The following is a 20068-nucleotide window of genomic DNA, read 5'->3' on the forward strand; positions in this document are numbered from 1 at the left end:
CGCCGGCACAGCTCCGCCGACGGGTTATCGCCCGTCAACTACGAGATCAGGGAATCCAAGACCAAGCCGCAAGCGGCATAAGGAACCCTCCACGATCTCGGGGGAACCCCAGCTGGCGGATCGGTCTCATCGGCCGGTGTCGTGTCCGCACCAGATGCCCGCGCAGGTGGAGGCCGCATTGTTGGAGCTGCGGCGTTCGCGCCCGTACTGGGGTCCGCGGCGGTTGGTGTTCGAACTGGGCAAGCGGGGTGTGTCACCGGTGCCCTCGGAGTCGGCGGCCTATCGGGCGTTGGTGCGGGCACAGATGATCGATCCGCACCTGCGGGATCGGCGCTCGCGCAAGTGGAAACGGTGGGAACGCGGCGCACCGATGGAGTTGTGGCAGATGGATGTCGTCGGCGGGGTGGCGCTGGCCGACGGGACCTCGGCGAAGGTGTTGACCGGTATCGATGATCATTCCCGGATGTGCGTGTGCGCCACGGTGATGGCCCGAGAACGCACCCGCGCGGTCTGTGACGGACTGCGACGCGCGCTGGCCACCTATGGGGCGCCGGCACAGATTTTGACCGATAACGGCAAGGTGTTCACCGGTCGGTTCAACCATCCTCCGGTCGAGGTGCTCTTCGACGCGATCTGCCGCGAGCAGGGCATCGATCACCTGCTGACCCAGCCGCGCTCACCGACGACCACCGGCAAGATCGAGCGGTTCCACCGCACCGTTCGTATTGAGTTCCTCAGTAACAGTGGATCTTTCACCAACGTGAAGGCCGCTCAGCAAGCCTTCGACGAGTGGGTGGCGTTCTACAACAGCGAGCGCCCCCATCAGGCGTTGCAGATGGCCACCCCGGCCTCGCGGTTCACTGTGGGTACCTCGGCAGCAGGTGCGACGGTGCCGGGGCCACCGCCGGAGGGGCTCGGGGCCGAACGGGCCGGCTCGGACTGGATCAGCCGTCGAGTGACCACCAACGGGGTGGTCTGTGTGTCCTGGCAGCAGGTCAGCCTGGGCCGCCACTACGCGGGGTCGCGGTGTGATGTGCACGTCGATGGTGAGCTGCTGCGCTTCTACATCGGCGACGTTCTGGTCAAGACCGCCACGCGCAAGAGCACGGGCGCGGTAAGAAACAAACGGGCCCTGCGCACCAGCACAGAGCTCTAACCACCACTATCGAGTGTCAAGGATCAACCGAAACAGATCCGTCAACAATCAACCGAAGTCAGACAGGGGCACTCTGTGATGTGTATGACCTAGGCTGATGACCCTCTCCTTCCTCCTTCCCGGGGATTTCCGGGCAACCAGCTCCGGTCAGCGTGGGTCACGCATACTGACACCCGATGATCCGAGTGAAGATCTGCGGCGTCCGCCGGATCGATGACGCACGCGCCGCCGTCGAGTACGGCGCCGACGCGCTCGGTTTCCTGGTCGGCCAGCAGCACCACTCCCCGGACTTCCTCGACGCATCCGACGCCGCGGCGATCGTCGCCGCCCTGCCGCCGTTCGTCTCGTCGGTTCTGGTGACCCACCTCGCCGAGGCCGACGAGATCGTCGCGCTGGCGACATCCATCGGCGTGACCACAATCCAGCTGCACGGCGAGACCACCCCACACCAGGCGGCAACGATCAAAGGGCGGCTGCCACATATCAAGCTCTACAAGGCAATCCACGTCGTCGACGCCCAATCGATCAACGCCGCACAGCAATACGTCAAGGCAGTCGACGCCGTCGCGCTCGACACGATCAATGTCGCGACCGACCAGATCGGCGGTACCGGACAAACCCACGATTGGTCGATCAGCGCTCGGATCGTCGAGCGGCTGCCCATCCCGGTGATCCTCGCCGGCGGCCTGGACCCGGACAATGTCGGTGAAGCGATCCGGGAAGTCAAACCCTTCGGAGTCGACGTGAACTCCGGCACCAAGGGCCCCGACGGTTTCAAGGACCACCTCGAGCTGAAGCGGTTCATCGAGAGCGCGAAGCGCTAGGCGATCGACTGGCTCACACCATCGTCGAGGTCGGGCGGCCGCCGGCCGACGGGATCGGTGTCCTGATGGCGGAAGCCGTTGCCCCCGGAGCGTTTGGCACGATACATCGCCCAGTCGGCGGTGGCCACAAGCCGGTCGACCAGCGGCTTGTCCGGGCCTTCGGTGTCGGCCAGTCGGACAGCGGTCGTGCCGACGCTCGCGGTGACCCCTGCCGGTGACTCGGCGACGGCGGTGCACAACCGCTGCGCCAACTCCTGACAGTCCGGCGTCGGTGACGTGGTGGCCACCAGAAACTCCTCACCACCGCTGCGGGCGACGACCGCGTTGTCGCCGGCGGCCTCCGCTATGGCCTGCGCCACGTGTACCAACGCCTCATCACCCGCGGCGTGCCCGTAGTGGTCATTGACCGCCTTGAACCCATCCAGATCGATGAGCGCCACCACCAGGTGGACGTCGGCGGCGCGGCCCGCCCCGATCAGGCCCGACGTGTCACGGTGGAAAGTTCGCCGATTGAGCAACCCCGTCAACGGGTCGCGTTCGGCGCGAAGCAGATCCACGCCGAGTGCCCGCACCAGGATCTGGATCGCCAAGGGCAGCGCGATGTTGATCTGGATGATCAGCCACCAATCCACCGCGGCGAGCACCGGATGCCCGGACACCGCCACCCTGGCCGCGCCGACCGTCACGACAACGGCCGCGACGACGAAGTTGTACAGGACCAATCCGGTGAGGTGGAACAACGCGATATAGGCACCGATGGTGGCGAATGCGATACACCCGACCACCGAGGGCAACGGCTGCGGATAGGCCAGGCAGGCCAGCGCGATCGAAGCGTTGGTGATCACGGCAAAAGCGAATGACTCGCGACGAGACGGCCAGTGGACGATGAACAAGACGGACCCCGCGACACCACCGCCGACCGCGAACAGGGTCATCGCGACGGGCACGGTGCCACTCGGTCCGTCAGCGGACGCGAGCAGCCCCAGCAGACACGCCACAAACGAGGCAGCCAGGAACGCCATCAGGGCACGTGCGCCACCCCGCATGCCCCGGTCGGCAAGGTAGCCACTCAACCAGTCGTAATGATTCGACCGGTGCCACCAACGCTCCAGCGCATCTAGCATTGAACGCCCCCCGAGCAACCGAAACCAGGCCCACGATACCGCTGTGTCTACCGGTGATGGGCTAAGAGCCGCGGGTCTCGATCACCCGGCTGGCGATGATCGCCGACGCGGCATGGGCGGCCAGCACCGAGCCGATCGCCTCGGACTGCCCGTCGAAGGCGCGCGGCGTCATACCGAACAGATTCAACGCCCCCGCCGTGGTCGCGCTGGTGTAGAGCTTGAACGACAGCCCGCTGCGGACCCCGAGTTCGCAAACGGCCCTACTGTAATTGGGCCAGCGCCGCTCGGTGGCGAAGTCCTCGGTGCGCACGATCAGCTCGTCGACGGCGGCCTCGACGCACGGTCCTTCACCGCACGCCTCCTGCAGCGCGTCGATTTCGTAGATCAAGTCCGATGTACCGAAGAGTGATTCGAACTTTCCGCCCTTGCCGATCAACAACACCCCGCAGGTATCGGTGCCGGGAATCATCTCCGTCGCCGCGGCGGTCACCCCGGCGAGGACGTCGTCGACGTCGCGAGGCAGCGCGGTCGCCCGGGCCAACTCGGCCATCCGCTGCGCGAGGTCGTGCTGGGGCGAGGACACCCAGCAGGTGTTCCCAACCTCTTGATGAAAGTAACGCCCTCGACACCGACGTTTGTCGATCCACAGCTGTGGCAATGCTGGGCTGCAGGCGGGCGCGGTGGTCGACACCCACGCCCGCTGAGGTCCTGTCGGTTCAGACCGCGAGCCGGCGGGACCGCCCTGGATTTGGGACCGTCCCCGCAATCCGGCCCGCCACTCTCTTAGCTGTAGTAACTTCTCCGCTGTGGCAGGCAACGTCTGGATCCTCGGCGGCTACCAGAGTGATTTCGCCCGAAACCTCACCCGGGAAGACCGCGATTTCGCGGCGCTGACCAGAGAGGTGGTCGACCTCACCCTGGCTGCGTCGATGATCGACGCCGCCGACATCGACGTCGTGCACGTCGCCAACGCCTTCGGCGAGATGTTCGCCCGCCAAGGCCACCTCGGCGCCATGCCGGCCACCGTGCACGAGGGTCTGTGGGACACCCCGGCGACCCGCCACGAGGCGGCGTGCGCCTCGGGCAGCGTGGCCGCACTGGCGGCGATGGCCGATCTGCGCGCCGGCAACTACCGCACCGCGCTCGTCGTGGGTATGGAGTTGGAGAAGACAGTGCCCGGCGACACCGCGGCAGCCCACCTCGGCGCCGCGGCCTGGACGGGCCATGAGGGTGCGGGGGCCACGTTCCTCTGGCCGTCGATGTTCGACGAGGTCGCCGACGAGTATGACCGCCGCTTCGGCATCGACGATGCTCACCTGCATGCGATCGCCGCGCTGAACTTCGGCAACGCGAAGCGCAACCCCAACGCCCAGACCCGGGATTGGCAGGTCCCCGATCTGCGGTCACACGGCGACGACGACACCGTCAACCCACCCGTGGAGGGGCGAATCCGCCGTTACGACTGCAGCCAGATGACCGATGGCGGGGCCGGCATCGTGCTGGTCAACGACGACTTCTTGAGTGATCACCCTGGCGTGCGCCCGATCGGGCTGATCGAGGGCTGGGGGCACCGCACGGTGGGGCTGGGATTGCGGCAGAAACTCGACCGCGACGCCGCCAACCCCTATGTGCTGCCGCATGTCCGCGCCGCCGTGCACGATGCGTTCGGCCGGGCCGGTGTGGGCCTCGATGACCTCGACGGGATCGAGGTGCACGACTGCTTCACGCCGAGTGAGTACCTCGCCATCGACCACGTCGGGCTCACCGGGCCCGGCGAGTCGTGGAAGGCGATCGAGAACGGCGAGATCGAAATCGGCGGCCGGTTGCCGATCAACCCCAGCGGCGGCCTCATCGGCGGCGGCCACCCGGTGGGCGCCTCGGGCATCCGGATGATGCTGGACGCCGCCAAACAGGTCAGCGATCTGGCCGGCGACTACCAGGTCGGCGGGGCCCGCCGATTCGGCACCTTGAATTTCGGCGGGAGTACCGCCACCACAGTCAGTTTCGTGATCGGATCGGCGGACGATGGACACTGAGATCGTCGGTAAGTTCCTGTCCACCCTGCCCGAGGATGACGACCATCCCTACCGCACCGGCCCGTGGCGGCCGCAGAACACCGAGTGGCGCGCCGACGATCTGACCGTCGTCGACGGTGAACTGCCCACCGATCTGGATGGCGTCTATCTGCGTAACACCGAGAACCCGCTGCATCCGGCGCTGAAGGCGTACCACCCGTTCGACGGCGACGGCATGCTCCATATCGTCGGATTCCGCGATGGAAAGGCGTTCTACCGCAACCGGTTTGTCCGCACGGACGCATTCGAGGCCGAAAACGCCGCGGGTGGCCCGCTGTGGCCGGGGCTGGCCGAGCCCCCGCAGTTGGCGAAGGTGGACTACGGCTGGGGCGCGCGCACGTTGCTCAAGGACTCGTCCAGCACCGACGTGGTGGTGCACCGTGGCGTCGCGCTGACCAGCTTCTACCAGTGCGGCGACCTCTACCGCGTGGATCCGTACTCCGCCGAGACGCTGGGCAAAGAGACCTTCAACGGCGGGTTCCCCGGCGACTGGGGTGTCTCGGCGCACCCGAAGGTCGACGATCGCACCGGGGAGATGTTGTTCTTCAACTACGCCAAGTCCGCGCCCTACATGCACTACGGGGTGGTCGACGCGAACAACGACCTGGTGCACTACACCGACATCCCGCTGCCCGGCCCACGGCTACCCCACGACATGGCGTTCACCCGAAACTATGCCATCCTCAACGACTTTCCCCTGTTCTGGGATCCTGAACTGTTGGAACGCGACCTGCACGTCGCCCGCTTCCACCGGGACCTGCCCTCCCGGTTCGCGGTGCTGCCCCGTCGCGGCGGCTTCGACCAAATCCCGGGTCGCTCCGCTCCTGCCCTCCGAGCCCAGATCCAATGGTTCGAGGCAGACCCGACCTACGTGCTGCACTTCGTCAACGCCTACGAAGACGGCGACGAGATCGTCCTGGACGGCTTCTTCCAGGGTGATCCCGAGCCCAGCGACAACGGCACCGGCACCAAGTGGCAGCGGGCGTTCCGGTTCCTGGCACTGGACCGGATGCAGGCCAGGCTGCACCGCTGGCGGCTGAACCTGGCCACCGGTGGCCTCACCGAAGAACCGTTGTCCGACAGCATCACCGAGTTCGGCATGATCAACCCTGGCCATCTCGGCGAACCGTATCGCTACACCTATGCGGCCACCGGCAAGCCGGGCTGGTTCCTGTTCGACGGCCTGGTCCGCCACGATGTGCACAGCGGCAGCGAACAGCGTTACGCATTCGGCGACGGTGTCTACGGCAGCGAGACCGCGATGGCACCACGTGTCGGCGGCCGGACCGAGGACGACGGCTACCTGGTCACCCTGACCACCGATATGGCGGCAGACGCCTCGTATTGCCTGGTGTTCGACGCCGCCCGACTGCCGGACGGGCCGGTCTGCAAACTTCAACTACCGGAACGGATCTCCAGCGGAACGCACTCCACCTGGGTGGCCGGTGATGCGCTGCGCCGCTGGCATACCAGCGATTCGGCCGCCGAGGCGATCGGACTGTAGTGGCCGAATCCCAACCCGCCGAGACGCCCACCGTCTTGGCGCCCGACAGCCCCAATGCCATCGGACGGATGCTGGGCCTCCTCGGCGACGAGTGGAACCTGCTGATCGTTCAGCAGGCGCTGCTGGGCGCCAGCCGTTACAGCCAGTTCATGGCGCGCCTGCCAATCTCGAATTCGGTGCTGACCGGACGGCTGCGAACCCTGGTCAGCGATGGGCTGCTGACCCGACAGGTGCATGCGGCCACGCGGGCGCGCACCGAGTATCTGACCACCGCTCGCGGTCGGTCGTTGTGGCCGGCGTTGTTGTCCATCTGGGAATGGGAACGCAACTGGGTGACCGGACACCACAAGACATTGCCCGCGATGCGTCACAAGACGTGCGGTTGTCACTTCACTCCCCTGTTGCGCTGCAACACCTGCCATGCCGTCGTCACCGGCCCGGAAGTCGCACTGAGCCTCGGGCCCAGCGGCACCTGGACACGCTCGGCCCCGGCGGCGTCCACGCGGCGCCGTTCGGAGTCCGACGCCACCACCCGCCGCGCCGGACTGTTCCCTGAGACCATGAGCATACTGGGAAATCGTTGGGCTGCAGCACTTCTGGTTGCAGCATTCCTGGGCACCACCCGCTTCACCGATTTTCAGACCCAGCTTGGTGCCCCGCCCAGCTTGCTGGCCGAGCGACTCCAGACCTTCTGCAACATCGGAGTGTTCATCACCTCGCCGACCCAGCGCTCGGGCCCCGAGCGGGCCGCCTACCTGTTGACCGACAAGGGCCGGGCGTTCTTCCCCGTGCTGGCCGCCGCCCTGCAGTGGGCGCAGTGGTGGTTTCAGGCACCCGAAGGCCCGGCGGTGGTGATGACCCATCGCGACTGCGGTGCCGACTTCACCGGGGAGCTCGCCTGCGACCGATGTGCCGAGCGACTCAGCGGTGGACAGGTCATGACCGTCGCTATTTAGGCGGCAGTACCTGGAATCCCTTGATGATCGCCGCGGAATCCGCAGCATAGGTCGGATTGTCGGGCTTGATCGTCTGCACTGTCACAGTGGTGACGTAGTTGACGTCGCCGGCCTGGTAGACCACGGCCAGTGACGTCGCGCTGCGAGCCGGGATCTTGCCCATCGCCGGGGCGGTATAGGTCGTGGACTGGGCCGGCGAGCCACACACCTGCGCCGGGGCGGACTTCACGTCCTTGACCTTCAGCTTGGCCACCAATTGTTGGTCCTGGGCGTCGAGAATCTGCTGCGGCTTGCCCACGTCGGCACTCACCTTCTGCAAGGTGACGACAGCGTTGGGAGTGAACCCCTCCTCGGTGAGCCCTTCGTCGCGGAGGGCGAAGCGGATGGTTTCGGAGTCCAGCTTGGTGGTGCGCTCCCAGCCCTGCGGCGCAGGTATGCGCAACCGCGGCTCCTGATCGGTTCGAGTCGGAACGTCCGCCAGGGGTACCGACACCTCGGCGCATTTGACGGCCGTCGGCTTCGCGTCTTCCGAACAACCCGCGATCGCCACCACCAGTGCGGCCGCCAACACGGCTGACACCTGTCCCGTCGTCCTGCGCAATCTCGTCCCTTCGCCCGCCCAGCCCAAGAGCCCCGCCCAGCCTACCGACGACGGTCCCGCCCGCGAAAAAAGTGTTAGCACTCTCGATGGTCGAGTGCTAATCTGGCGCTGCACAGTGAAAGCTGCCCGCCGGGGTGGCGGGCTTGCGTTCAGCGATTCAGGAGGTGAGTGCTGTGCTTCGCTTCGATCCGTTCAATGATCTTGACGCCATGACCCGCGGGCTGTTGACCAGCCAGGCCGGAACCGATCGCAGCCCCAGGTTCATGCCGATGGACCTGTACAAGGTCGACGATCACTACGTGTTGACCGCCGACCTGCCCGGCGTCGATCCCGGCTCGATCGATGTGAACGTCGACAACGGGACACTGACGTTGACCGCGCACCGCTCGGCCCGCTCCGAGGACTCGGTGCAGTGGCTGACCAGCGAGAGATTCTTCGGCACCTACCGTCGCCAGTTGGCACTCGGCGAGGGCATCGACACGACGAAGATCTCCGCTACCTACGAGAACGGTGTGCTGACGGTGACGATCCCGCTGGCCGAGCGAGCCAAGCCGCGCCGTATCGAAGTCACGCGCTCCGGCTCGGGCACGCCGATCGAGGCGACCACCGTCGAAGCGGGCTGAGGTCCAACCGATCCGTAGAGACCGGCCGACAGTTTCGGCTCGGCCGTCAGTCGTGGCGGCCGAGCCGAAACCTGAGGTTGTTCCGAACCGCGGGCCATTCGATGTCCAGGATGGAGTAGACCACCGTGTCGCGCCGCGATCCGTCGGCCAGCAGTTGGTGGCTGCGCAGCACCCCGTCCAGCTTGGCGCCGAGGCGTTCGATCGCGGTGCGGCTGACATGATTGAAGAAATGCGTGCGGAACTCCACAGCCACACAACCGAGTTCGTCGAACGCGTGCGAGAGCATCAGCAATTTCGTCTCGGTGTTGACCCCGGTGCGCCGCGCTGAGGCCGAATACCAGGTGTGGCCGATCTCCAAGCGCCGATTGGCGGCATCGACGTGGAACAGGCTGGACGAACCGACCACGACGCCATCGCTCTGCCGCCGGATCACGTAGGTCACGCCCTCGTCGGCGGCCTGCATCGCCTGCATCCCGATCACCCAGGCCGCGGCGGTCTCCGGTGACGGCGCGCTGGTGAACCACAGGCTGCCGAGGGCGCCGTCGGCGGCGGCCTCGGCGAGCTCGGGACCGTGCGCCTCGCGCAGCGGCTCGAGGGAAACCCATTGCGCGCCGGTCAAAGTGACCGGCTCGACGAAGCGGCTCATTTCCCGCGGACCAGGGTGGACACCAATGCCCACACCGACGACAGTAATGCGCCGGCAGCGCACGCCGCCCCGATGTAGAAGCCGTACCCCGCCGACACCGGCGGGCTGACGTTGAGGTGGTAGTACCAGTAGGTCAGCACTCCGACCAGCACCGAGATCACCAGCGCCGTCGCGGCGGCCAGCCGCGGTGACAGATTCCGGGCCACCATGGCGCCGGCGACAATCAGCACCGAGGCGAGCAGCACGATCAATTGACCGGCGCCGAAGCGTGGCGGCAGCACGATGCTGCCGACCGTGCCACCGATCGCGCTGGCCCGACCGCCGCCCGCAACCGAGGTCGTCAGCCACGGCAGCCAAGCGCTGACGGCCAGTGCCGCCGCGCAGAGCACGACGAACCAGCCCGCACGCAGGTGTGCCATGGTCAGACCCTAACCCGCTTCGTCCAGTACGCCGGGTGGGACAGCACGTTCGCCGGCAACCGATTATCTCTAGTCTTGTGCGCATGACGGATATCCCTGACTGGGTTCGACAGCTCGAGATGGCACCTCACCCCGAAGGCGGCTTCTTCCGCGAGACCTGGCGCAGCGAGCTCGTCATCGGCGAATCGGCGCTGCCCCCGGACTACAACGGGTCGCGCAATGCCGGAACGGCGATCTACTTCGTGCTGATGCCCGGCCAGCAGTCGGCGTGGCACACCGTGCGCAGCGCGGAGTTGTGGCTGCATCACCGCGGCAGCCCGTTGGTGCTCGAAGTCGGACCGGAAAAGGAGAGCGCCACAACGGTTCTGATGGGTCCCGACATCGTCGCCGGGGAACAGCCGCAGGTGTTGGTGCCACCCGGATATTGGCAGCGGGCCTGGCCCCGCGACGACGAGCCGACGCTCGTCAGCTGTGTGGTGGTGCCGGGGTTCGACTTCGCCGACTTCGCTCTCGCTACTGACTGACCTCCCGCAGGATCCCCGTCGCGGCCGCGACCAGTTCGGCGTTGCCCGGTGCGCTCGAGCCGTCCGGCAGCAGCAGGGTGTCCTCCAGCCCGATCCGCGTCTGCAGGCCGCGGACACCGGCGTGCGCCAGTAGCGGCCAACAACTGGCGTCGAGTCCGTGCAGCAGGATCGGTGCCGGCGACTCGGCGCGGCGGATCCGCGCCAGTAGGTCGTCGGCGGTGTCGGTGTCCTCGTCGGCCTGCAGTTCGATCATCACCCGAAGACAGTGCGGCGCCACCTCCGAGCGTGCCCACTGCTCGGCGGCGTCGGCGTGGAAGATGCCGATCTCCACCCCGATACCCCGGCTCAGCAGCAGCCGCGCCAGCTCCGGCGAGCCCGGCTCATGCCAGTTGACCGAGGCGAAGTCGGGCAACACCGACCATGACTCGACCGCCCGCAACCGCTTCTCCGGATCGGGTAGCGCCCAGAACCCGGTCGTCACGCCCAGCGGCAGGCCGGGCAGCGCGTGCCGGACGGCGTCGACCGCCGCGGCGACGGTCTCGGGGGCCAACGAATCCACCCCGTCCTCGGTCTTGGGGTGCATGTGCACGGCTTGTGCTCCGGCGCCATGCGCGGCGACCGCGGCATCGGCCAGTTGTGGTGGCGACACCGGCAGCCCCGGATGCTGGTCGGGGGTGCGGGCACCGTTGATGCAGGCCTTGACGTAGGGGGCGGGAGGCACTGAGGGCATGTGCCATTCTCACCCGTCACGGCCGAGGTTTCCCAAGTAGCGTTTCCCCATGCTTGGCCACACCATCGTCTGCGGTGACGACGCTCTCGGACTGCGGATCATCGACGAGCTCAACAACGCCGGGATCAGTGTGGCGATATCCCAGACCCCCGAAGATCTCCATGCCGCCGGGATCGCCACCGCCGAAGCCGTGATCTGCGCCGACGACGACGACGCGCTGAACCTGGAGATCGCGCTGCTGGCCAGGCAGGCCAACCCGAACGTGCGGGTGGTGGCCCGGCTGGCCAACGCGGTGCTGCGCGAGGCGATGGCCGCCAACAACGGACCGGGCGCCATCCTCGATGTCGCCGACCTGGCGGCCCCCTCGGTGGTCGAGGCCCTGCTCAAGCGCAGGACCCACACCATCTCGGTGGCCGGCGTCGACTTCATGGTCTCCGGCACCACCGCGGCCAGCGACGGCACCTTGCGGGAGATGTACGGCGATCTCGCCCCGGTCGCCATCATCCGGTCGGAGACCTCGGACACCCCGGGAGAGGTGATCGCCTGCCCGGGCCGGGACATCCGGATCCACCCCGGTGACCGGACGGCGATGATCGGCACCGCGCACGAGCTGACCGAACAGGGCATCGAGCCGGCCAAACCGATCTCGTCGGCCCGCCGCGAGCGCCCGATGCTGATCCGCCCGCTCGACGTGCTGCGGGCATTCCGCGATGACCTCAACCCGATGTTCTACCGGGCGCTGGGAGCGTCGCTGACGCTGCTGATCGGGTCGACCATCATGTTGCGCTTCGCCTACAAGCAGCCGGGGATGGGCTGGGTGGACGCGCTGTATTTTTCCGCCGAGACCATCGCCACCGTCGGCTACGGTGACTTCAACTTCCTCGAGCAGCCGACCTGGTTGCGGTTGTGGGGCATCGTGATGATGTTCGCCGGCGTCGCCACCACGGCGATCGTGGTGGCCCTGATCGCCGACGTGCTGCTGTCGCGGCGGCTGGCCCAGGCCACCAACCGGCAGAAGGTCCGCCACCTGCATCGCCACATCGTGGTGGTCGGGCTCGGCTCGTTCGGCATCCAGGTGGCCGCGGTGCTCAAGGCGGCCGGACACGACGTCGCGGTGATCGAACGCAACGAGGACAACCGCTACCTGTCGGCGGCGGCAGAGCTGGGACTCCCCGTCATCTTCGGTGACGCCACGCTGCGCCAGACCCTCGAGGCCGCCAGGATCGACGAGGCCCGCGCGATCGCGGTGCTTACCCAGGACGACATGGTGAACATCGAGACCGGCATCGTGTTGCGCGAGATGCTGGGCCCGGGAACAGTTCCCGGAGCCCAACGCCCCGACATCCCGATCGTGTTGCGCATCTACGACCGGGCACTGGGCTCGGCGGTGGGCAAGCGGTTCAAGTTCGAATACGTCCGCTCGACCGTTGACCTGGCCACCCCGTGGTTCATCGGTGCGGCGATGGGCCTCGACGTACTGGGTACCTTCTCGGTGGGCCAGCGCTCGTTCATGGTCGGCGGCGTACAGGTGCAGCCGGGCAGCGAGCTGGACGGCATCAGGATGTTCGAGCTGTCCACCCAGACCCGGGTGATCGCCATCGGCCGCGACGCCGCCCCCCTGCGGTTGCATCCGCGCCGCGATACCCAGCTGGTGGCGGGTGACACCGCCTACCTCGTCGGCCCCTACCGCGAACTGCTCGACACCCTGCGCAAGGGGAAGTCGGCCACCGTCCCGAATACGGTCAGCGGTCCGACGAGGACAGGCTGAGCACCCGCAGTGCGTTCTCCTTGAGGATCAGTGGGACCACCGCGGGATCGACATCGAGGGTCTGGAAATCGCGCAGCCAGCGGTCCAGGGTGATGTAGGGATAGTCAGTCCCGAATAAGGCCTTCGTTCGAAGCTGGCGTCCGATCGCCGAAACCAGCTGCGGTGGAAAGTACTTCGGTGACCAGCCGGACAGGTCGACGAACACGTTGGCCTTGTGTGACGCGATGGAGATCTGGGCATCGATCCACGGCACCGCCGGGTGGGCCATGACGACGGTCAGGTCGGGGAAGTCGGCGGCGACGTCATCGAGCAACATCGGGTCGGAATAGCGCAGTTTGATCCCGTGCCCACCGGGCAGTGCCGACCCCAATCCGGTCTGGCCGGTGTGAAACAGCGCCGGCACCCCGGCGGCGGTGATCGCTTCGTAGAGGGGATAGAACCGGCGGTCGTTGGGTTCGAACCCCTGCAGGCTCGGATGAAATTTGAATCCCCGCACGCCGTAGCCGGCGGCCAGCTCTCCCACCCGCCGCACCGCGTCGGAGTCCCAGGGGTCGACCGAACCGAACGGGATGAGGACGTCATTGTTGCGGATCGTCCCCTCGATCAGTTCCTCCACCGAGTTGGGCCGGTGCCCGGACACCGTGCGCGCGTCGATGGTGAACACGACCGCCGCGGTGTTGTGCTGCCGATAGCGCTCAGCGAGGTCGTCGACCCGTGCGAAGTAGTCCCCGCCGAGCTTGAAGTACCGGCCGGTGGCCTCGGCCAGTTCGTCATCGTAGGCGCAGTGGCCGGTGCCGTCGATCTCGACGTGGGTGTGGAAGTCGACGGCGTCGACCGCGGTGACGTCGATGGCGGGTGAGTACCTGGCGGTCATCGGGGCAGTCTAGAAGAGGAGATTGGGCCGGCGGAACGGAGAAAACTCCGTCCGCCGGCCCAAGACGCGCGCCGTGGGGTGCTAGTGCCGTCGCGCGACAATCAGGGGAGGATCGCGTATCGCGGTCTCGCCAATAACAATCCAGCACGCCGAGCCGCCGCACCAGAGAGCTCCGACCCCCGTCCCACAAGGCGTTGGTCAGCCGTTTTCAGGACCAAAGTCCCTACCGGCTCGGGACCCTCGCGGGCTGTACTTCGGTGTGATCAAGGTGTTCCTGGTTGACGACCATGAAGTGGTTCGGCGCGGCTTGGTCGAACTCCTCAGCGGCGACCCCGAACTGACCGTCGTCGGCGAAGCCGCAACGGTGGTCGAGGCTCGGTCCCGCATTCCCGCGGCCCGGCCCGACGTCGCGGTGCTCGACATCCGTCTGCCCGACGGCAGCGGTATCGATCTGTGCCGTGAGCTGCTCGCCATGAACGCCGAATTGCGTTGTCTCATACTGACTTCGTTCACCGACGAGCAAACCATGCTCGACGCGATCCTGGCCGGCGCCAGTGGATACGTGGTCAAGGACATCCGCGGCATGGAGCTGGCCCAGGCGATCAAGACCGTCGGATCGGGAAAGTCGTTGTTGGACAACCGGGCCGCCGCCGCTCTGATGTCGCGGCTGCGCAAGGACACCGAGCAGGACGAGCGGCTTCGCGACCTGTCACCCACTGAGCGCACACTGCTGCAACTGCTCGGCGAGGGGTTGACCAACCGCGAGATCGGCCAGCGGATGTTCCTGGCCGAAAAGACGGTCAAGAACTATGTTTCGCGTCTGCTGACCAAGCTGGGGCTCAGCGGGCGCACCCAGGCCGCCCTGTTCGCCGCCGATACGATGCGGCAAAGCGATGTTTGACCTCGACGTCCGCAACGGCCTCATCGACGCGATGCTGGCGGTGTCCTCCGGGCTGGAACTCGAGAAGAAGCTGCACACCGTGGTCCACACCGCGATGGGCTTGGTACATGCCCGCTACGGCGCCGTCGGAGTGATCGGGTCCGAGCCGCAACCGGTGCTGGAGCGGTTCATCTTCGAGGGGATCGACCAGGAAACAGCCGAATTGATCGGCCCACTGCCCACCGGGCACGGCATGCTGGGTCTCCTGCTGAACACCCCCAAGGTTATTCGCGTCGAAGATCTTTCACAGCATCCGGCGTCGATCGGATTTCCCCCCAACCACCCGCCGATGCGCAGCTTCCTGGGGGTGCCCATCCGGATCCGCGATCACGTCTACGGCAACCTCTACCTGACCGAGAAGGCGGACGGGGCGGCGTTCACCGAAGCCGACGAGGTGCTGGTGCTGGCACTGGCCGGCGCGGCGGGCATCGCGATCGACAATGCCCGGCTCTACCAGGCGGCGAATACCCGCCAACTGTGGATCGAAGCGACCCGCGACATCAGCACCGACCTGCTGGCCGGTGATGACCCGTCCGCGGTGCATAGCGAAATCGCCTCCAAGGCACTGGCTTTGACCGGTGGCGACTTCAGTTTCTTCGCCGAGCCCGACGATTCGGGTGAACTTGTGGTTACCGCGTCGACACGCACCGACTTGTTGGGCACGCGGTTGCCGATCACCGGGTCGGCGGCGGGCCAGGCGTTCACCGACTGCATTCCGGTGCGTATCAGCGATTTCCGCGATCTAGCTGACACCGGCCTGGCCGCGCTGATTCTGCCGGTCTGCGAACCCGACAGCGCCACCGGCGTGCTGGCGTGCGTGGCGGGTGCGGGTAAGCAGTTCACCGAGGCGGAGCTGGACATGGCGGCGGCGTTCACCGCCCAGGCGGGACTGGCACTGCACCTGGCGACGGCGCAGCGGAGAATGCGCGAACTCGACGTACTCACCGACCGTGACCGGATCGCCCGCGACCTGCACGATCACGTGATCCAGCGACTGTTCGCGGTGGGCCTGTCGTTGCAGGGGGCGCTGAGCGCCGACCAGGCCGAGAGTGCCCGACGGATCACCGGCGCCCTCGATGACCTGCAGGAGGTCGTGCAGGAGATCCGGACTGCGATCTTCGATCTGCACGGCGGGTCGGTCACCCGGCTGCGTCAGCGAATCGAGCAGGCAGTGACCCAGATGACCGTGGACTCCGGGGTGCGCCCGGCGGTGCACGTCAGTGGGCCGCTGTCGGTGGTCGACGCCGCGCTGGCCGACCACGCCGAGGCGGTGGTACGCGAGGCGATCAGCAACGTGGTGCGCCACGCCCAGGCCCGTTCGGTGACCGTGTCGGTCACCGTCGACGACAACCTGACGATCGGTGTCAGCGACGACGGGGTGGGGATCGACAAGAACGTCACCCCCAGCGGGCTGGCGAATATGGCCGGGCGCGCCCGCGAATGCGGAGGTCAGTTCACCATCGTGCCGCGCCCCGGCGGGGGCACCAGGCTGGTCTGGTCCGTGCCGCTGCCACTGAATTGAATCTCCGGGCTGACCGGATCGGCGTGAACTGGTCCACGGCAAGGAGAGCTGACTTCATACATTGCTCTCGCCGGAGGTTGGGTGTGGGCTACTGTCCAGGCGCTGTTTCGAGGGTGTCAGCGAGTCGGGTGAGCAGTTGTGCGAGTGCGCGTTGTTCGGCGGGGTCAAAACAGGCGAAGATGTCCCGCGCTGCGTCGAGGTAGTCGGTGAGCCAGCGGCGGGCCTGGTTGTCGCCGCGCTGGGTGACGGAGAGCCGGATGGCGCGGCGATCGTTGGTGTCGGCGCTTCGCTCCACGAGCTGATCTCGCACAAGCGCCTCCACCAGCGTTGACGCCGTGCCCTGGGTAATGCCGACCGCGCGGGCCAGGTCAGCCAGCCGCACCGGACCGCTTCGCTGAATCTCGGCGAGCAGCTTCGAGCGTGGTGTGGATACTCCGTGCTCGCCGAGGCGTTCATCGAAGGCCCGCACCACCGATTTGCCCGCACGGCCGAAGGCGTCGGCCAGTTCTCCCGGCAGATGATCCGCCTGGTCAGTGGGCTTTTTGGCCATTGAGTTCCTGTCTGTTGACGGCAGCATATCAAGCCGCCTAATATTTTGGCCTCAAACAATTTGGCGTGATAGGAGTCGGGACGATGAGGATCTTCGTGACGGGCGGCAGTGGCTTCGTCGGTCAGCACGTGGTACGCCGCCTGGCCACCGAGGGGCATCAGGTGCTGGGGTCAGCGCGGTCTGGCCGCGCTGCTGAGCTGATTTTGGCCGCCGGTGGGCGACCGGTGATGGGCGATCTGGCCGACCTGGCGCCCAACGGCGAACAGGCTGAGTGGACAGATGTCCTCAACGAGTGCGACGCGGTCATTCATGGTGCGGCCCGCATGGAGTTCTGGGGTCCAGACGCCGGCTTTCGCCGCGACAACTACGTGCCCACGGTTGCCCTGCACGAGGCGGCCGCCGCGGCCGGGGTCGGCAGGTTCGTGTTGATCAGCGCAGCCAGCGTCTCCAGCGGCAGCCAGCGCGCAGCGGTGGTGGACGAAGACACCGATAACGGCCGGCCCAACACCGCATACAGCCGCGTGAAGCTCGCCACCGAGCAGGCCCTGCTGTCGGCGGTTACACCCACGATGGACACCGTGGTGCTGCGCCCGCCGTTCATCTGGGGCGCCGGGATGACCACGGTGACCGAGCTGGCCGACCTTGCGCGGGCCGGCGGATGGACGTGGATTGATCGGGGTCGCCACGTCATGGACTTCATCCATGTCGACAACCTGGCAGCGGCCGCTGAACTCGCCCTGACTCGGGGTCGACCTGGCGGCATCTACTACGTCACCGACGGCACGCCGATGTCGATACGCGACTTCATGACGCCACTGTTGGCAACCCAGGGCGTCGACGTGAGCCGGGCGCGCAATGTCCCACTGGGGGTCGCAGCGACCCTGGGAGCTGTGCTTGATGGCGGCGCCCGGTTGCTGCGCCGGCCCAAGCCGCCGATGCTGACCAACTGGCTGGTCACGTTCTTGGGCCATGACCGCAGCTATGACATCACCGCCGCCCGCCGCGACCTCGGCTACAGCCCCGACGTAGCCCTGGCGCAGGGACTCGCGGACATGACTTCCGCACCTATCGCGACTGGCCACACGACGGACCGGTCCGGCTAGCAGAGCACCTCTTGATCCAGACCTCCTGGAGTACAACCATGATCGACGACGTGTTCGTAACTGCCGCAACCCAGGACGTCCTCGCGCATCACCTCGAGTGCATGGGCAAGCTCGACCTCGCGGGAACCATGGCCGACTACAACGAGGACTCCACCTTGTTCACACCCGATGGCGTGTTACGCGGCTCAGCGGCTCTGCGGCGATTCTTCGCAGAACTGTTCGGAGAGTTCACGAAACCCGATTGACGTGGCCTTCGCCGGGGCGGACACACCGCGTCCCGCAGTTTCGCGGGGGAAGCCGCGGCACGACGCCCCTTCGGACATTGCGCCGCAAGCTAATTCGGGACGGTCGTCACAACGCAACACCGTCAAGAACGTGCCGCGCCCAGCGGCCACGCGTCCATTTTCGTCGATCAGATGCGCACCGGTGATGCTGCGCTCGACTACCCCACCCAGACATTCGCGGGTGTCCTTGCCTCGGCCAGCAACCGATCGGGGTCAGGCCACTGCTCGCTCTCCGCCTCGCTCCCGGCGGCATCGTCATAGCGGAGCTAGACCGAGATCTCGACCGCCGGCTGCAACAGGAACAGCGCACGACAGTGGCGCTCCACGAACAACGGGATGAACTCGCGGATGCGTGCGTCGTCGAATCGGCGGTGAACGCTGTCCACGGTTTCGGTGATGACATGATCGGGCACATAGGGGAACGACTCGGTCAGGCGGTCCACCACCTGATCGATCTGACGTTGCTCCTCGGCACGATCCACGCCCGACATCATCGGACGATTTACGCCCTCTACGCAACCACCACCATCACAGACGGTGACGGCCGGGTGTCGGATCGGTGAACAAAAGATGCAGGTCCCGGCCGTCTTCCACCCAGTGCGCGCACTGAACCTAGGTCGGCTACAGTTCGGCCGTGACATCACCGAGCAGTGCGAACAAGGGCGACCAGACGCTTGAGTCCGCGAATCGCCTTCAGGCCGAGCATCTCCGGTCGATGCTGCTGGCCCAGTGTGAGCAGCTCGACGCTGACCTGGCTACCTACGGCTGCGCCCTCGAGCGATATCAGCGTCGTGGTGAACAGACCCAGACCCGACGGATTCGCAGCATGATCCGTGCCGCCGAACGTGAGCGCCGCACGGTGCAGGATCTGATCGCGGGACTGGAACGGCGGTACCTCGCTGCCGAGAAAGCGAGGAGCGAGCAGGGCCGCCACCCGCTGGCCGGGATGGCTCCCGCCCGACCGGGCACCCCCCGGGTCCACCCCTACCCCAGCCCGAATCGGATCATCAGGACCTGATCTGGTCGGGGCCGGCGACTACTGGGGCGCGAACACCGCGACGAACCGGTTCAGCGACTCCCTGATATCGCCGCGCAGCGCGCCGGCCACGATCATGCCGATCGGCCCGAACAGCGCCGGACCGCCCAGATGGACATCCATCGTCACGACGGAGGCTCCCGCGTCCAAGGCGCTCGCCCGGACTTTTCCGATCAGCTTGACCTTCACCCCGCCCACACCGGCACCGTTGAGCGTCATCGCCTCCGGCGGCTTGAAGTGGACGATCGTCCACGTCACCCGGTTGGGCATGCCCTTGACCTCCACGATCGACTCCACGACGGTGCCTTTGTCCAGGGTCTCCGGCAGCTTGGAGCGCCAGACCCGGTGGATGGTCAGCCAGTCGGAGTAGCGCGACAGGTCGGAGGCGTGCTGCCAGGCCTGCTCTGGGGGGAGTGGAACGTCTACGGATACCGAGAGCTTCGCCATAGGTCAGGTTTGCTGGTCTGGAGAGTCGGTGCGGTTCTTCTCGACGATGTTCTTGGCGGCGTCGGCCACCTTGCCCACGGTGCCGGAGTACTTGCCCTGTGTCTTCTCGTCGATGATGTCACCGGCCTTGTCGATGGCCTGCTCCACTTTGTCGGCATTCTCGCTCAAGACTTGTTTGGTCTTGCCGAGGGCTTTGTCGAGGAATCCCATCGGTCGCCTTCCTGAATCGATCGCCAGTGAACAATCCGGTGTGGGGTTCCCCCGAGATCGTGGAGGGTTCCTTATGCCGCTTGCGGCTTGGTCTTGGATTCCCTGATCTCGTAGTTGACGGGCGATAACCCGTCGGCGGAGCTGTGCCGGCG

The 20068-nt window shown here is 66.6% G+C and carries 23 protein-coding genes and 2 pseudogenes; 13 read left to right on the forward strand and 12 right to left on the reverse strand.

What is annotated here, in order from left to right; translation table 11 throughout:
* Positions 1–97: 97 nt before the first annotated feature.
* Together ORI27_RS31620 and ORI27_RS31625 are read left to right on the forward strand one after the other, a co-directional pair.
* Positions 98–1156 (forward strand): annotated as a pseudogene (locus tag ORI27_RS31620) (IS481 family transposase); the annotation flags it as partial.
* A 176-nt stretch (positions 1157–1332) separates the two neighbouring features.
* Complete coding sequence (locus tag ORI27_RS31625; protein ID WP_266001189.1) at positions 1333–1980, forward strand: phosphoribosylanthranilate isomerase; 648 nt, start codon at positions 1333–1335, stop codon at positions 1978–1980.
* Here ORI27_RS31625 and ORI27_RS31630 read toward each other — a convergent pair.
* Both ORI27_RS31630 and ORI27_RS31635 read right to left on the reverse strand, forming a co-directional pair.
* On the reverse strand, positions 1977–3104 hold the full coding sequence (locus ORI27_RS31630; protein ID WP_266001188.1) for a GGDEF domain-containing protein: 1128 nt from the start codon (positions 3102–3104) through the stop codon (positions 1977–1979). The genes ORI27_RS31625 and ORI27_RS31630 overlap by 4 nt on opposite strands.
* A gap of 61 nt (positions 3105–3165) precedes the next feature.
* Positions 3166–3687 carry a GAF domain-containing protein gene (locus tag ORI27_RS31635; RefSeq protein WP_407666510.1) on the reverse strand — a complete coding sequence of 174 codons (522 nt, stop codon included), beginning with the start codon at positions 3685–3687 and terminating at the stop codon, positions 3166–3168.
* A gap of 223 nt (positions 3688–3910) precedes the next feature.
* Between ORI27_RS31635 and ORI27_RS31640 the strand changes: the two genes are divergently transcribed.
* From ORI27_RS31640 to ORI27_RS31650, 3 genes are read left to right on the forward strand one after another with little or no spacing between them, the layout of a single operon-like run.
* A complete protein-coding gene (locus tag ORI27_RS31640) occupies positions 3911–5140 on the forward strand; it encodes an acetyl-CoA acetyltransferase (RefSeq protein ID WP_266001187.1) in 1230 nt (409 codons plus the stop codon).
* Positions 5130–6683, forward strand: coding sequence for a carotenoid oxygenase family protein (locus ORI27_RS31645; RefSeq protein WP_266001186.1), 1554 nt, complete (start codon positions 5130–5132; stop codon positions 6681–6683). The genes ORI27_RS31640 and ORI27_RS31645 overlap by 11 nt, the downstream gene beginning before the upstream one ends.
* Positions 6683–7639: a winged helix-turn-helix transcriptional regulator gene (locus ORI27_RS31650; RefSeq protein ID WP_266001185.1), complete on the forward strand. Its 957-nt coding sequence runs from the start codon at positions 6683–6685 to the stop codon at positions 7637–7639. Before ORI27_RS31645 ends, ORI27_RS31650 begins: the two co-directional genes overlap by 1 nt.
* Here the strand turns inward: ORI27_RS31650 and ORI27_RS31655 are convergent.
* Positions 7632–8219: an LpqN/LpqT family lipoprotein gene (locus tag ORI27_RS31655; protein WP_266001184.1), complete on the reverse strand. Its 588-nt coding sequence runs from the start codon at positions 8217–8219 to the stop codon at positions 7632–7634. The genes ORI27_RS31650 and ORI27_RS31655 overlap by 8 nt on opposite strands.
* Positions 8220–8413: 194 nt before the next feature.
* On the opposite strand from ORI27_RS31655, the gene ORI27_RS31660 reads away from it, so the two are divergent.
* Complete coding sequence (locus ORI27_RS31660) at positions 8414–8863, forward strand: Hsp20/alpha crystallin family protein (RefSeq protein WP_266001183.1); 450 nt, start codon at positions 8414–8416, stop codon at positions 8861–8863.
* 46 nt (positions 8864–8909) lie between these two features.
* On the opposite strand, the gene ORI27_RS31665 is transcribed toward ORI27_RS31660, so the two are convergent.
* Together ORI27_RS31665 and ORI27_RS31670 are read right to left on the reverse strand one after the other, a co-directional pair.
* On the reverse strand, positions 8910–9509 hold the full coding sequence (locus tag ORI27_RS31665) for a GNAT family N-acetyltransferase (protein WP_266001182.1): 600 nt from the start codon (positions 9507–9509) through the stop codon (positions 8910–8912).
* The gene (locus tag ORI27_RS31670; RefSeq protein WP_266001181.1) at positions 9506–9928 is read right to left on the reverse strand and encodes a hypothetical protein; all 423 of its coding nucleotides are present in this window, start codon (positions 9926–9928) and stop codon (positions 9506–9508) included. The genes ORI27_RS31665 and ORI27_RS31670 overlap by 4 nt, the downstream gene beginning before the upstream one ends.
* Positions 9929–10011: 83 nt before the next feature.
* Between ORI27_RS31670 and ORI27_RS31675 the strand changes: the two genes are divergently transcribed.
* Positions 10012–10452 (forward strand): cupin domain-containing protein, encoded by a 441-nt coding sequence (locus tag ORI27_RS31675; protein ID WP_266001180.1) that lies wholly within the window; start codon positions 10012–10014, stop codon positions 10450–10452.
* Here ORI27_RS31675 and ORI27_RS31680 read toward each other — a convergent pair.
* Entirely contained in the window at positions 10442–11182 is a 741-nt protein-coding gene (locus ORI27_RS31680; RefSeq protein ID WP_266001179.1) for a 3-keto-5-aminohexanoate cleavage protein, read from the reverse strand. The two genes, ORI27_RS31675 and ORI27_RS31680, sit on opposite strands and share 11 nt — an antisense overlap.
* A gap of 49 nt (positions 11183–11231) precedes the next feature.
* Between ORI27_RS31680 and ORI27_RS31685 the strand changes: the two genes are divergently transcribed.
* Complete coding sequence (locus tag ORI27_RS31685; RefSeq protein ID WP_266001178.1) at positions 11232–12950, forward strand: NAD-binding protein; 1719 nt, start codon at positions 11232–11234, stop codon at positions 12948–12950.
* On the opposite strand, the gene ORI27_RS31690 is transcribed toward ORI27_RS31685, so the two are convergent.
* Complete coding sequence (locus ORI27_RS31690) at positions 12925–13824, reverse strand: amidohydrolase family protein (protein WP_266001177.1); 900 nt, start codon at positions 13822–13824, stop codon at positions 12925–12927. The genes ORI27_RS31685 and ORI27_RS31690 overlap by 26 nt on opposite strands.
* A 259-nt stretch (positions 13825–14083) precedes the next feature.
* On the opposite strand from ORI27_RS31690, the gene ORI27_RS31695 reads away from it, so the two are divergent.
* Together ORI27_RS31695 and ORI27_RS31700 are read left to right on the forward strand one after the other, a co-directional pair.
* Positions 14084–14725: a response regulator gene (locus ORI27_RS31695; RefSeq protein WP_266001176.1), complete on the forward strand. Its 642-nt coding sequence runs from the start codon at positions 14084–14086 to the stop codon at positions 14723–14725.
* A complete protein-coding gene (locus ORI27_RS31700) occupies positions 14718–16286 on the forward strand; it encodes a GAF domain-containing sensor histidine kinase (RefSeq protein WP_266001175.1) in 1569 nt (522 codons plus the stop codon). The genes ORI27_RS31695 and ORI27_RS31700 overlap by 8 nt, the downstream gene beginning before the upstream one ends.
* Before the next feature lie 88 nt (positions 16287–16374).
* Here the strand turns inward: ORI27_RS31700 and ORI27_RS31705 are convergent, their stop codons facing one another.
* Entirely contained in the window at positions 16375–16836 is a 462-nt protein-coding gene (locus ORI27_RS31705; RefSeq protein WP_266001174.1) for a MarR family winged helix-turn-helix transcriptional regulator, read from the reverse strand.
* An 83-nt stretch (positions 16837–16919) separates the two neighbouring features.
* On the opposite strand from ORI27_RS31705, the gene ORI27_RS31710 reads away from it, so the two are divergent.
* Together ORI27_RS31710 and ORI27_RS31715 are read left to right on the forward strand one after the other, a co-directional pair.
* On the forward strand, positions 16920–17939 hold the full coding sequence (locus ORI27_RS31710; RefSeq protein ID WP_266001173.1) for an NAD-dependent epimerase/dehydratase family protein: 1020 nt from the start codon (positions 16920–16922) through the stop codon (positions 17937–17939).
* Between the two features lie 38 nt (positions 17940–17977).
* Entirely contained in the window at positions 17978–18184 is a 207-nt protein-coding gene (locus ORI27_RS31715) for a Cif family virulence factor (protein ID WP_266001172.1), read from the forward strand.
* Positions 18185–18247: 63 nt separating this feature from the next.
* Here the strand turns inward: ORI27_RS31715 and ORI27_RS31720 are convergent.
* Positions 18248–18406: pseudogene (locus ORI27_RS31720) on the reverse strand (IS3 family transposase); the annotation flags it as partial.
* An 83-nt stretch (positions 18407–18489) separates the two neighbouring features.
* Positions 18490–18714: a three-helix bundle dimerization domain-containing protein gene (locus tag ORI27_RS31725; RefSeq protein ID WP_266001170.1), complete on the reverse strand. Its 225-nt coding sequence runs from the start codon at positions 18712–18714 to the stop codon at positions 18490–18492.
* 143 nt (positions 18715–18857) lie between these two features.
* Here ORI27_RS31725 and ORI27_RS31730 point away from each other — a divergent pair, with 143 nt between their 5' ends.
* Entirely contained in the window at positions 18858–19241 is a 384-nt protein-coding gene (locus ORI27_RS31730) for a hypothetical protein (protein ID WP_266001169.1), read from the forward strand.
* 18 nt (positions 19242–19259) lie between these two features.
* Here ORI27_RS31730 and ORI27_RS31735 read toward each other — a convergent pair whose 3' ends face one another.
* Entirely contained in the window at positions 19260–19706 is a 447-nt protein-coding gene (locus ORI27_RS31735; RefSeq protein WP_266001168.1) for a type II toxin-antitoxin system Rv0910 family toxin, read from the reverse strand.
* Between the two features lie 3 nt (positions 19707–19709).
* The gene (locus ORI27_RS31740; RefSeq protein WP_266001167.1) at positions 19710–19916 is read right to left on the reverse strand and encodes an antitoxin; all 207 of its coding nucleotides are present in this window, start codon (positions 19914–19916) and stop codon (positions 19710–19712) included.
* Positions 19917–20068 lie beyond the last annotated feature (152 nt).

It is taken from the genome of Mycobacterium pinniadriaticum (assembly GCF_026242045.1).
In the GTDB taxonomy this organism is placed as follows: Bacteria; Actinomycetota; Actinomycetes; order Mycobacteriales; family Mycobacteriaceae; genus Mycobacterium; species Mycobacterium pinniadriaticum.

Excerpts from the sequence above, each read along its gene's own strand:
- ORI27_RS31670 (WP_266001181.1), bottom strand. The coding sequence starts at position 9,928 with ATGGCACACCTGCGTGCGGGCTGGTTCGTCGTGCTCTGCGCGGCGGCA.
- ORI27_RS31675 (WP_266001180.1), top strand. The coding sequence starts at position 10,012 with ATGACGGATATCCCTGACTGGGTTCGACAGCTCGAGATGGCACCTCAC.
- ORI27_RS31700 (WP_266001175.1), top strand. The coding sequence starts at position 14,718 with ATGTTTGACCTCGACGTCCGCAACGGCCTCATCGACGCGATGCTGGCG.
- ORI27_RS31645 (WP_266001186.1), top strand. The coding sequence starts at position 5,130 with ATGGACACTGAGATCGTCGGTAAGTTCCTGTCCACCCTGCCCGAGGAT.
- ORI27_RS31630 (WP_266001188.1), bottom strand. The coding sequence starts at position 3,104 with ATGCTAGATGCGCTGGAGCGTTGGTGGCACCGGTCGAATCATTACGAC.
- ORI27_RS31725 (WP_266001170.1), bottom strand. The coding sequence starts at position 18,714 with ATGTCGGGCGTGGATCGTGCCGAGGAGCAACGTCAGATCGATCAGGTG.
- ORI27_RS31625 (WP_266001189.1), top strand. The coding sequence starts at position 1,333 with ATGATCCGAGTGAAGATCTGCGGCGTCCGCCGGATCGATGACGCACGC.
- ORI27_RS31735 (WP_266001168.1), bottom strand. The coding sequence starts at position 19,706 with ATGGCGAAGCTCTCGGTATCCGTAGACGTTCCACTCCCCCCAGAGCAG.
- ORI27_RS31680 (WP_266001179.1), bottom strand. The coding sequence starts at position 11,182 with ATGCCCTCAGTGCCTCCCGCCCCCTACGTCAAGGCCTGCATCAACGGT.
- ORI27_RS31665 (WP_266001182.1), bottom strand. The coding sequence starts at position 9,509 with ATGAGCCGCTTCGTCGAGCCGGTCACTTTGACCGGCGCGCAATGGGTT.
- ORI27_RS31690 (WP_266001177.1), bottom strand. The coding sequence starts at position 13,824 with ATGACCGCCAGGTACTCACCCGCCATCGACGTCACCGCGGTCGACGCC.
- ORI27_RS31710 (WP_266001173.1), top strand. The coding sequence starts at position 16,920 with ATGAGGATCTTCGTGACGGGCGGCAGTGGCTTCGTCGGTCAGCACGTG.
- ORI27_RS31715 (WP_266001172.1), top strand. The coding sequence starts at position 17,978 with ATGATCGACGACGTGTTCGTAACTGCCGCAACCCAGGACGTCCTCGCG.
- ORI27_RS31740 (WP_266001167.1), bottom strand. The coding sequence starts at position 19,916 with ATGGGATTCCTCGACAAAGCCCTCGGCAAGACCAAACAAGTCTTGAGC.
- ORI27_RS31685 (WP_266001178.1), top strand. The coding sequence starts at position 11,232 with ATGCTTGGCCACACCATCGTCTGCGGTGACGACGCTCTCGGACTGCGG.
- ORI27_RS31705 (WP_266001174.1), bottom strand. The coding sequence starts at position 16,836 with ATGGCCAAAAAGCCCACTGACCAGGCGGATCATCTGCCGGGAGAACTG.